This is a genomic window from Lactobacillus sp. (assembly GCF_014803895.1).
In genome coordinates this window covers 1-11,011 of the sequence record NZ_JAAVAU010000025.1, presented here as the reverse complement: position 1 = coordinate 11,011, position 11,011 = coordinate 1, and the positions used below count along the sequence as shown (strand labels likewise).

Annotated in this window: 11 protein-coding genes, 1 tRNA gene and 3 pseudogenes; 6 read left to right on the top strand and 9 right to left on the bottom strand. The window is 31.8% G+C overall.

From position 1 onward, the window contains the following. On the bottom strand, window positions 1-1,490 hold a 1,490-nt coding region (locus tag HDR40_RS07910), incomplete at its 3' end, for a YSIRK-type signal peptide-containing protein (RefSeq protein WP_290628083.1). Window positions 1,491-1,814: 324 nt separating this feature from the next. Here HDR40_RS07910 and HDR40_RS07905 point away from each other — a divergent pair. Next, entirely contained in the window at window positions 1,815-3,410 is a 1,596-nt protein-coding gene (locus tag HDR40_RS07905) for an Mbeg1-like protein (RefSeq protein WP_290625319.1), read from the top strand. A 160-nt stretch (window positions 3,411-3,570) separates the two neighbouring features. Next, a complete protein-coding gene (locus HDR40_RS07900) occupies window positions 3,571-4,299 on the top strand; it encodes a DUF975 family protein (RefSeq protein WP_290625317.1) in 729 nt (242 codons plus the stop codon). An 80-nt stretch (window positions 4,300-4,379) separates the two neighbouring features. Here the strand turns inward: HDR40_RS07900 and HDR40_RS07895 are convergent. Both HDR40_RS07895 and HDR40_RS07890 read right to left on the bottom strand, forming a co-directional pair. Continuing rightward, window positions 4,380-4,467, bottom strand: a tRNA-Ser gene (locus tag HDR40_RS07895). A gap of 224 nt (window positions 4,468-4,691) precedes the next feature. After that, window positions 4,692-5,006, bottom strand: a pseudogene (locus tag HDR40_RS07890) (restriction endonuclease); the annotation flags it as partial. Here HDR40_RS07890 and HDR40_RS09940 point away from each other — a divergent pair. The 4 genes and pseudogenes from HDR40_RS09940 to HDR40_RS07880 all read left to right on the top strand — a co-directional run bounded on the left by HDR40_RS09940 (window position 4,995) and on the right by HDR40_RS07880 (window position 6,833). Further along, window positions 4,995-5,339 carry a restriction endonuclease subunit S gene (locus tag HDR40_RS09940; RefSeq protein WP_365936759.1) on the top strand — a complete coding sequence of 115 codons (345 nt, stop codon included), beginning with the start codon at window positions 4,995-4,997 and terminating at the stop codon, window positions 5,337-5,339. The pseudogene HDR40_RS07890 and the gene HDR40_RS09940 sit on opposite strands and share 12 nt — an antisense overlap. A gap of 132 nt (window positions 5,340-5,471) precedes the next feature. Beyond that, window positions 5,472-5,525, top strand: a pseudogene (locus HDR40_RS09935) (hypothetical protein); the annotation flags it as partial. 580 nt (window positions 5,526-6,105) lie between these two features. Further along, a pseudogene (locus HDR40_RS07885) lies at window positions 6,106-6,502 on the top strand (type II toxin-antitoxin system HicB family antitoxin). A 106-nt stretch (window positions 6,503-6,608) separates the two neighbouring features. Beyond that, entirely contained in the window at window positions 6,609-6,833 is a 225-nt protein-coding gene (locus tag HDR40_RS07880) for a hypothetical protein (protein WP_290625315.1), read from the top strand. A 232-nt stretch (window positions 6,834-7,065) separates the two neighbouring features. On the opposite strand, the gene HDR40_RS07875 is transcribed toward HDR40_RS07880, so the two are convergent. The 6 genes from HDR40_RS07875 to cas6e form a co-directional block, all read right to left on the bottom strand. After that, on the bottom strand, window positions 7,066-7,302 hold the full coding sequence (locus tag HDR40_RS07875; RefSeq protein ID WP_290628081.1) for a helix-turn-helix domain-containing protein: 237 nt from the start codon (window positions 7,300-7,302) through the stop codon (window positions 7,066-7,068). Window positions 7,303-7,487: 185 nt separating this feature from the next. Continuing rightward, window positions 7,488-7,649 (bottom strand): hypothetical protein, encoded by a 162-nt coding sequence (locus HDR40_RS07870; RefSeq protein WP_290628079.1) that lies wholly within the window; start codon window positions 7,647-7,649, stop codon window positions 7,488-7,490. Window positions 7,650-7,809: 160 nt separating this feature from the next. Continuing rightward, window positions 7,810-7,995, bottom strand: a complete 186-nt coding sequence (locus HDR40_RS07865) for a hypothetical protein (protein WP_290628077.1) — start codon at window positions 7,993-7,995, stop codon at window positions 7,810-7,812. 643 nt (window positions 7,996-8,638) lie between these two features. Then, on the bottom strand, window positions 8,639-9,523 hold the full coding sequence (gene cas2e, locus HDR40_RS07860; protein WP_290627509.1) for a type I-E CRISPR-associated endoribonuclease Cas2e: 885 nt from the start codon (window positions 9,521-9,523) through the stop codon (window positions 8,639-8,641). After that, entirely contained in the window at window positions 9,520-10,467 is a 948-nt protein-coding gene (cas1e, locus tag HDR40_RS07855; RefSeq protein WP_290627508.1) for a type I-E CRISPR-associated endonuclease Cas1e, read from the bottom strand. Before cas1e ends, cas2e begins: the two co-directional genes overlap by 4 nt. A 1-nt stretch (window position 10,468) precedes the next feature. Further along, the coding region (gene cas6e, locus HDR40_RS07850) for a type I-E CRISPR-associated protein Cas6/Cse3/CasE (protein WP_290628075.1) at window positions 10,469-11,011 on the bottom strand (543 nt) is incomplete at its 5' end.

The window sequence follows — 11,011 nt, the reverse complement described above, 5'->3', positions numbered from 1 at the left end:
ACATTTGAAAGTGTAGCAGTAACCTTACTTAACTTGTAATCATAAAGTGATACTTTCTTTTTCGCATCATCTTTAAGTACTACAGTTGCAGCATATGCAGGATAAGTAGTTTTAGTAGTAGAAGTAGTTGATGTCTTACCTGCAGCTACTTTTGCAATATCGCTAACTTTAATCCATTGGTTAGTCTTGTAACGGTAAGCAACAATCTTTCCATTTTCCATTCTTACCATTGTGGTATAGAATGTGGAACCGGATTTAGTAGTAGTAACTTTCTTCAAGTTATGGTCATAAAGTGAAACTTTAGTAATACCATCCTTGATAGTTACTGTGTTCTTAGCAGATTTATAAGTAACCTTAACAGTAGCAGCTGTCTTAGTAGCAGTAAATGTTACCCTAGAAGCTGGAATCCACATCTTATTAGAATCAATTCGGTAATAAGTCTTACCATTCATTATCTTCTTAGAAGTAGTCTTCCAACTACTATTTTTCTTTACAGTAGTTTTGGTAATTTTACCAGCTTCAGTATACAAACGAGTATTCGTCTTTACCTTAACAGTACCATTAACCTTAGTGGTTGTATCAGTAGTTATAACATCACTAGGTTGTAACCAAGTAAAACCACCTTGGGTAGTATTGAAAGTAACTCTGACATAGCCGTCATCGGAAACCTTAATAGTTGCTTTATCAGAAAGGCCACTGTTAGCATTTTCAAGGCTTTCAATTACTTGAGCTTTTTCTTCATCAGTTAAATTCTTAGCGTCTTTTACAACAACTTTTTCATCTGAAAGACGAACCGTAGTTGCAGAAGTGTTTAAACTACCAGTTCTGTTAAAAGTACTAATCCAACCTTCGTTTACTAAAGTCTTATTAGAAAGATTCTTAGTTGAACCATCAGTAAACTTAATAATTGCTTTAGTACCAGATTGAGTAACAGATTCAACATTAGAGTTCAAAGACTTGATCAATTTTTCTACTTGACTAAATTCGCTCGTAGTTAATGAAGTTAGACTTTTAACCTTAACAGGAACGAATAACTCATCACTAGTATTTGGAGTTACGAATTTAGTAGTAGTAGCAAGTGTACCTGCATTTACTAAGTATTCTGCAACTTTAATAGTTTTAACAGTAGTGCCATCTTTTTTAACGATAACTTCACCCTGTTCAGCTTCGGCAGTTACTTCATAACCAGGATTTGCAGTTTGAACTTGTTTTGCAAAATCAGTCACAATTTGAGCATTAGTGCTGTTTTCATTGAAAAAGCCATCATCATTAATTTTGGCAAATTCTGCATCAGTCATATGCACTGTCATATTCTCAATTTTAAGAGAATCTTGGCTTGAAGTAGTCGAAGTAGTTGCAGTAGTATCAGCAGCTTGAACTTCTTGGTTTTGACTAGCTACGCCAAGTAAGGTTGCACCGATAGCAACTGAAGCTGCACCAACAGCTAATTTTCTAATTGAAAATCTAAGTTTCTTTTCGTTTTTCTTCAATGTTGAATTCCTCCGAATATCGCAAAAAATTTATTCAACGCTTATATTATAGGCTATCAATTACTTAGATGGCAACAATAAAAAGTTTAAGAATTGTTAATTTTATATTTTTAAAAATTTTACAATTTTAGCAGATAATATTTAACTCTAAACATTAAAATAGATGATTCAATTATTCACACTTCACAATAATTAAATTTTGATTCATAACTAATCAACCCGAGTTTATGTGTACTTTAAATCAATTCATTTATAAACTAAAAGTAGCAGCTTACCCACCAGAAGCGGTAAAATAAAGATGAGAGTAAAGGATGGATAACAAATATGGACAATACAAATAATATTTTATCCTATATCAAATGGCGTGGAGATATTAGTCTTAATGCACTCCCATTTGGAGAAGTTGATGGGCTAGTATTTGCTGTTTTATCATATATAGATTTTAAAGGCATCGTTTCCAATAATAATAAAGAAATTACACTCAAAGATGCTGCACAAGAATATTTTAAAACTGGTCAACTTCGCAAGAATAGTCCAGGACAAAAAGAATTACTCAAACTAATGTCCCAGTCTAAGCGTTTCTCTGATGCTAAACTCTCTTTTTATATAGAGACTTTGACTCATGAAACTCAATTTAGCGCAATCAAAATTAGGCTTTCTGATAATACACATTATCTTGCTTTTCGTGGAACTGATGACACAATTGTCGGCTGGAAAGAAGATTTCGAGATTAGTTTTAAAACTACTGCAGCTCAAGCAGCTGCTTTATCATATGTACAAAAGATTATTTCTCACGATGATACATTATATACTTTAGTTGGACACTCTAAAGGTGGAAATTTGGCAGAATTTGCTGCATTAAACTTGCCTACAAATTTAAAAAATAAAATAGCAGCCGTTTATACCTATGATAGTCCAGGACTAAGTAAACGAGTCGATGAAGTACATACGAAAATCAAACGATATGTCCCTGAATTCAGTATTATTGGCCGCTTATTTGAGCCTGAAGAAGGCGAAGATGCTACTATTGTTGTTTCTAATCGAACACAATTAGCTCAACACGATCCATTAAGCTGGGAAGTAGAAAGTTCCAAATTTGTCACTAGTAAACATCGCAACCCACAATCCGTTATCTATAATCAAATGATTAATAAATGGATTGAAGAAGCTACACCAGAAGAACGCGAATCATTAACTAATGATTTATTTGGTGCTCTAGCTGCCAGCGGATCCGAAAAAATAACTGAATTAAATAAAAATGGCTTTGGTGGTTTTGGTGCTATACTCTTTTCCTTAACTGATTCTTCTCGTAGAACGCGATTTGTTTTAGGTAGTTTATGGCACACAATTTGGTCTAGCATTCGTGGTTTACATCTCGATCGACTCTTCATTACACGAGAATCGTTGATTGGTTGGGGGATGATTATTTTAGGGGTTATCAATCTAACTTTCCCTAACTATTCATATCGCTCATTTGGTTTTCTAGCTTCACTATTTGGAATTTTTTGGAGTGCTAGTCATATTTTAGATATTGCTACTTCAAAATTTAAAACTCAGCAAAAACGTTTTTTCATTATTTCATATTTGATAGTTTTTGCCTTATCGATTGGCATTATTTCTAATAATAAATTACTGGGCTTTTTAGCTCATTATGTCTTAGGCATTTTCCTTATTGGCTTTGCCTATATAAAATTACGTCAGGTTATTTTAAAAAGATCATCATTCATTTTCAAAAAGATTGTTGATACAATTGAAGGTTTGCTAGCTTTTGCGGCAGGAATTATGATTATCATCAGTCCCAACTCCTTTAATACAAAAACTATTGTACTCGTTGGTATCTTTTTAGTAGTCTATGGTTTATTTAAATTGATCTTAGAATTATTTTCACAACGCAAAAAAATGCCAAAAAGTCATCGATAATTTAACGTAATAAAACCCTCCTACAGTAAAATTTATGTAAGAGGGTTTTATTGTCTTATGTTAAAAAGCTACCTATCACCGTTTTTAGTATCTTCCATGCTAAAATTATTAGTAATTATAATTATGAAAGGTTATTTTATAAGCAATGGGAAATCAAAAAGTGTCTAATGATAAAAAGAAAGCCAAACAGTCGTTACATGGCAATTGGGATAAGATGATTATCTTAATGATCTTTATTTTATTATTTGGAGTTCTAATCAAGATTAGCAAAAAAATTGCCTTATTTTTGGCCCTCCCCTTAATGTTTCTATATCTAGTAATCAAAAATGCTATGCGTCTCGCAGTTTATCTTACAAAAGAAAATAAATTAACAAATGGTCATATAATTCCATGGGAAAAAATATTTAAGCTTAGCTCATATTCTTTAATTATTCGTATCTGCTTCTTAATACCTGCTTTAATAACTATTAGCATTCTTCTCTTTCAAACAAAACCAATATTTATATGGTTTTTACACCATCATACACTTTCTACCTTTGATTATCGTCTCATTATTAATCAATTTCTTACCAAGCCTATATTAATAATGCTTACACTATTGAGTATTATCCTTTGGTATCTAGGAGATGTAATGTATGAATCACTATTCTTTTCTATATTCTTATTAATTATTGATGAACCTAAACTAACAAGTTTTGAAGTACTTAGACGTAGTTTTCAAATATCTAAGCCATGGCTGAAAGAAAATATGCAGTTAATCATCAGCTTTTTGCCATGGAAATTATTAGCAGTAGTAACATTAAGTTTGTCACATGTCTATAGCCAACCTTACTACTACATGAGTTTAGCTGAACGCTATGAACAAATGAAAAATGAAGCCACATTTTAATGGCTAGTAAATTTTATTCTGTGGAAAGCAAAAAAGATGCCGCTAAGTCCTAGAGCTAAGCGACATCTTAATTTTATAAAAGGAGAGTACAGGATTTGAACCTGCGCGCCGGTATAAGCCGGTTCGCCGGATTTCGAGTCCGGTGCATTACCACTCTGCCAACTCTCCATAACTTTGTTAATTATACCATACTGTACTTATTTAGTGTAAACTATATTCAATAAAAAGCCTACTGAAATTCAGTAGGCCGTTTTTATTTGACTTAATTTAGTTCTCATACTCTAGATTAATCAGTTTATCCAGAAGCTATAACCCATCCCCATAGAGCTTAGTTATTAACTTCAATATAGCCCTACTAGTAATGGCTTAGTTTGCTGCTCTGATCACTAACTTTATTTAAAAAATGTTTTATCCAACTCGTATATAGTCTTAGGAGTAACAAATACTTGGTACTTTGCAGTTAAATCTAATAACTTTTCGCCATCAATTAAGGTTATAATTCTAGTTCCTGAACGGGCTGCTTTAACTGCTTCTCTAGTGAAAGAAGATGTAGTAATGAATACACCATATTCAGCCCTAAATTTATCCATTGATCCTCTAAATTTGTCAATTTCAGGGGATGAAATCATATTATTTATATTCCAACGTTTAGCCTGAATAGCAACACGTGTAGTTCTAAAGTCATCATTAGTTAAATAACCATAGCCCATCACCCGAAATCCGGTACTGTATATCGTGGAATTGAAGATGCTTTAGATTCTACTTTAAAAGCATATTTCCCTAAATACTCAAGTTCTTACTTATATCATTTTTTAAAAAGTAATCAAAATAAAATTTATTTTAATTTTCGCACTCCTAATATTCCGCATGTGGTTAAAGATTTTTCTACTAAATTTATGATTAAAATACCATCTAATAAAGAACAAAAAGTTATAGGCAATTTATTAGATAAAATAAATATATACCAAGAAAAAAATAAAAGTAGAAGAAATTCATTGAAAAAATTGAAACGATTCCTTCTTCAAAATATGTTTGTTTAAGTAGAGTAAAAATACAATGTATGTATATCGTAGTATAATAAAAGTAAATTTATAGAGACAGAAAGGATGTATTATTATGTCACATACATATAGTTACCGCGCTAACGAAAAAGATCATGATGAAGTGAAAAAATACTTGATGAATTAGGTCTAGATGTTTCAACAAGTATAAAAATCTACTTTAAGCAAATTATTAAACAAAAAGGTATTCCCTTTTCTCTTACCACTAATTCCGATACTCCTACTAAAGAAACTAAAAGAGCACTTCTTTTAGCTGAAGCTAAAGATATGGGCTTAATTGAAGATAATACTCCTGGTTTTACTAATAATAAAGATTTGATGAATTATATGAAAAATCGTGCAGAGGATCTTAAGTAATGTATGAAATTAAGTTAAAAATATTATTTATATTTTATGTATAAAAATTTTGTACTTTTCTTCATTAGATATAGCCTTTTCTGTATAATTTATACAGAAATCAAGGAAAGGAAATAAAAGAATGCGCTAACAAAACTAAAAATGGTTTATTATGCTTAAAAGATCAGTTTCTAAAAGTGATGGACATAAAAAACTTCTACATCCAGATTGCAAAAATTTTGATGTATGATGAAGAGTTAAGCAAACGTACGGAACAATAATCATTCAAGACGCTCAGTCAAAACTTAATAGGCATGACAAACTTGTCTTATAAATAAAGAAAGTGAATCATTTATAATTAAACGACTTTACAACTCGTTTGTTTGGCATATTCTTTTAAAATTATCTAATGAATGAAAAAAGTAAGGAACTTATCTATCCCGTCATTGTTACAGAATGCAATGATGAAACAGGACATTATTTCAGCGTTGTTTCGCCTAATATTAAAGGTATGGTGACCGATGGCACCAGTTTACAAGAAGCGATGATACATGCAGAAGATGCAATCGCCACCATGATTTTTGATACTGAATATCCAGAAGTACAAGACCCTAGAAAATGGAAGCTTGAAAAGGATGATTTCATTATGTGGGTCCCTGTGAATATGGATAAATGGTTAAATCAAAATAAAAACTGTCAGAAGAAATGTATCTATTCCAGAAAATTTAAATAATTGGGCTAAGAAAAACAAAATTAATGTTTCTAAAGTTGTGACTGATGCTTTACGTAATATGCAACAATCATAAGTAGTGGTAAATAAATTAATATATTAAAAGTTAATATCATTAAGTCAAGAACTTAACATGATATTAATTAAGGATCATCACTACTTAGAGTCATAACTTGATTTGTTTGGCTGAGGATTCAGGAAATTATTTTCATCGTTTATGTTATAGTTTAAATCTTTTAACTACTAACAATAGACCACCAGAAATTGGCTATTTTATAGATAAATATTCAAAAGCAGAACTCCAAAAAGAATTAAAAGAACGAGAAAAGTTTGCCAAAAAGCTTATTGAATGTAAAATATTACAACGTGAAGTAGATACTTACATAAAAGAAAGATGTGCTCAATAATATGTCCTAATTTTAGGGTTCATATCAGAATCACTCAGTTAGTCTTGATAATCTATATAGATTACAAATTACTCTAGGATGACCCCACTTGCGTTCGTAATCAAGGTATTATATAACCGTTGTAATCAACTGATACATCAACATTTATCGCTTTTGAACGTGCAACAAAAATAAAAAGTCTGCTGAAATTTAGCAGGCTTTTTATTATACTCCGTATATAACTTTTATTATATCACTTTTCTAGTTCAATTAATTCATCTAATACTTCACCCGGTGTCTTACCCAACGTTTTAGCAACTGCACTTATCACTTTCACTGTTTGTCCTGATAAAGGTTTAGTTGGTGCAACCGCATTATATAAAGTTGTTTGAGCGATCCCTGTAGCCTTATAAACTTGATATCTGGTTACATTATGTTGGTCCAAGTATTGTTGTAAAATATTTTTCATAATTATTTCTTTCTTTTTCATTATAGTATCTTCGAGATTATCCAACCCAAAATGCTTAGTTCAAGTATTAAAAAAATAAAAACTCGAGGACGTAAGTCTAAATCAAATTTAAACTTAATTCCATTAATTGTTTTTGTGAATTTGTAACGTTTCATATTTACTTATTGAAACAGGCTTGTTAAAATTGTGTATAACAAGTAGGGGATTTAACCTCCCCATCTTGCCATTACTTCCACTTGAAGTGGACTGTTAAAGTCGGTATCACGAAGAGAGTCAAATGCAACTCTATCTCTACTTCGACCGGCTTTTTTATTTTGGATTTTATCCAAGCCCAAAGTTTCAATATTTTCACCTCTTTTCCATTCCATAATTATTTACCTCCTTTCTCTTTCAACCTTCATTTATATAATGCCATATAAGGAAGTAAAATACAATAGATTATGCCAAAAAATATACATAAAAAAGACCACCAGGGAACTAGTCCCCTGATGGTCTCCCTTAATCCCTTAGAATTATAATTGTGTCTTACTACTCTTTAATCTTCCCTCTCCTTTCAAGTACATATCTTTTTATATCTTCTAAATCATCTTTAGAAGCCATTTCCAAAATAAATTTCTTAGTTTTTGAACGATAATTATACAAAGTGTTCTTATCTTTATTCTTATCATTCCACTTTTTGTTTGCTTTTTTCTTTGCCTCAGTTATTTTAGCCATTAAAACCACACTTTCCAAACTATAAAGCCAACCAAAGCTAAAATAGTGATTACCCAAAACCGAACAGGATAGAACCACAATTTAGCTTCGGTTTTTGTTTCACTGTTTGAGTATTCAAATATTAATTTTTTCATCTTAATAATCCTTTCATGCTATAATTGTGTATGAAAAGGAAGGGAGCCTCAATCCCTCCCCTTTCATTTACCACCACTTTGTGATGGTTTGGTTTAATTCGAAGGTTACAATTACCAATTTTATTCTAATGTGAATGGTAATTGTAGCCTTTTTCTTTTTAGGCTTAGGTCTGTGCCAAAACACTTTTATCACCTCCAACCTATTCCTATTTTTCCTCCTTTCACTTACTATAATGCACCTAGATAGATACTAAAATAGATAAATTTTATAAGTTAGCAACAAAAAATAAGTTACTCTAAAATTTTATGAATCTCCTAGGGTGACTACTTTTGTACCATATATTTTATTAATTAAATTACTACTGAAAAAAGATTTAAAAACAAAAAAGACTAACTAAAGGAATGAATGCCTCGGTTAGTCTTTATAATCTATGTAGATTATAAATTACTCTAGAATGACCCCACATTCGTGGGGAATACAGTAATTAAAGCCCGTTGTTATAACCTTCCTAAATGTTGATTCTACCCTTTTCAATTAGTTTTTTCAATAAGTCTAATACAGCACGTGCATCAAACAACGCATGATGAGGATGCTGATTAGTTATATTATATTCTCTTAACACTGTACTTAATTTATAATTATCTAAAAATATATTTGATTTTTTAACTATCGGCAATAAATCTTTTAGCTCATTCATAAAAATTTTTCGATGCAACTTTTTATATTCACGAACCAAAAAATTATAGTCAAAAGATAGATTATATCCTATTACTAACTTATCTCCAATAAATTTTCTCAAATCAGTTAAAGCATCCCCTATCCCAACTCCTTCACTAACTAATAGTGCTTGAGTTAATCCAGTTAGTTTAGAAATTTCATTAGGAATCTTACAATTTGATTTTATTATTCGATAAAATTTTTTATAATCTTTATTCTTCTGACTATACTTAACTGCACCAATAGATAGTATGGCATCTTTTGAAAAATCTAATCCCGTAGTTTCTATATCAATTGATACTACCGAAGAAAAAATATTATCTATTCTTACATTTTTTCTATATTTTCTAGCTTGATGATACTGAGACACTTTACTAAAACCGTATTCATGAGCAATCGGCTGCATTTTTAGTTGCTTCAACAAAGGTATACCATCAAAATCAATGATCTCTTTATCTTTTCGTGTAGTTTTAAAGGTATATCCTAATTCATTATTAGTACTATAAATTAAAGTAGCCTCACCTTTACCTATGTTAGATAGGATTCTCTCCCACAATAAATCGCGAATTCGTGCATTGAAGTTTCCAACATAGACCCCACTCTGAACTTCTTGACACCATTTTGTCAAATCTCCACGCAAAGATTTTGGAACTTTAGTAAGGGTAATAACTATCATGACTCTACCTCATGATACTGAACGCCGAACTTCTGCAACCCTTCTCTATCATCCCATAAGCTCATAGAAACTTGAACTACTTCACTATCTTTAGCAGCATCCCCTAATAAAATACTTTTTAAATCTTTAACCATCTGAGTAAGTAATTTACCACTACGAAATGCATCTCTCATCGCAATTCTAGTGTGAGTCGCAATATCATGGTCTCCATATTTAGCGGTCGTCTTAAAAGCAATTGGAATTGAATAATCTGCTTTGTATAAATCCGCAAAATCATACACAAAGGATAAATCATGACCTGTATGAATAAATCCTAATCCTGGCGAAACACCCAAAGCAGCAATTACACTATAACTTAATCCATAAAGTGCCTGATGAGCTGCTGTTAGTGCTTTATTAATAGCTGTACCATCTTCAAAATTATCAACCTTATATTCTCGCTTTGTCCAGGCTACACCTGTCAATTTAGATTGCTCTCGATAAATCTTTCTAACCCGCGAACCTTCTTTACCTCGAAGCTGTTGCATAGTTAAATGAGTAAAATCCTCACCTGGAAAACGTATTTCATACATTTTTCTTGCCACAGCTAAGCGGCTTCTACGATTAGAAACTAGCTTTGCCTGCACTTCGAGTAATTGTGAAGAATGATTAAGCGCACAACCATGTGCATACTGACGAACCCCCCATTCTCCTACCCACACAACTGCAAGCCCAGAATCTCCCATCAATTCCATAGCTCGATGGGTAACATCTACACCTGGCCCTAACAACAAAACACTTAACAGCGCTACCGGAATATTAACAATTCCCTGACTATCAGAAACTTGAATCGCACTATCTTGCCTATTAATTCGAGCGTGTTCTAAATACAAAAAACTTATTCTATCAGAAACTCTACCTAGCTCTTGTAGCTCTGGTTTTTTCGCTCCAAAATTTTTCTCCATTTTAATCTTCCAATGGAATTACTGTTAATAATCCCATGCCATATGCTTTCTCTCTACCGATACCATTAATAAGAGCCTCTTTAAACTTTTCTAAGTCAGTAATCTCTAAAACTCCTTCAAAGGTTACGCGGCTCAGTTTCATTCCTCGACTATTTCCTTTTCGACGAAGTAATGGCCAATCACGTGAAGTAACATCTAATTTATAGATGTATTCTTTTTGATCTAATACTTCTCTGTTTTTAATTATTTGATAAGGATGTAGATTCTTATACTTAACTACTTCAAAGCCATGCTTATCCATCCGGTCTAAAAGCCAGTTTATTTGTTGCAAAATCGTGATGTGTGGTACCACCCTTGACTTACCCGTTGTAGCATTAGTAATGCGGTGCGTAGGATTGGCAGTTAGTCTAAAGCGATATCTTTTTCCTTCAATCAAATTATTAAGAAATTGATCATAATCTTTAGTTGCAGCAGTGCCTTCAACGCCATACTTTTCTAATTTATCTAAATCAGGCTTTTCTTTACTTAATACTAAAAGGTAGTT

Excerpts from the sequence above, each read along its gene's own strand:
- HDR40_RS07905 (WP_290625319.1), top strand. The coding sequence starts at position 1,815 with ATGGACAATACAAATAATATTTTATCCTATATCAAATGGCGTGGAGAT.
- HDR40_RS07875 (WP_290628081.1), bottom strand. The coding sequence starts at position 7,302 with ATGAAAAAGAAAGAAATAATTATGAAAAATATTTTACAACAATACTTG.
- HDR40_RS07870 (WP_290628079.1), bottom strand. The coding sequence starts at position 7,649 with ATGGAATGGAAAAGAGGTGAAAATATTGAAACTTTGGGCTTGGATAAA.
- HDR40_RS07865 (WP_290628077.1), bottom strand. The coding sequence starts at position 7,995 with ATGGCTAAAATAACTGAGGCAAAGAAAAAAGCAAACAAAAAGTGGAAT.
- cas2e (WP_290627509.1), bottom strand. The coding sequence starts at position 9,523 with ATGATAGTTATTACCCTTACTAAAGTTCCAAAATCTTTGCGTGGAGAT.
- cas1e (WP_290627508.1), bottom strand. The coding sequence starts at position 10,467 with ATGGAGAAAAATTTTGGAGCGAAAAAACCAGAGCTACAAGAGCTAGGT.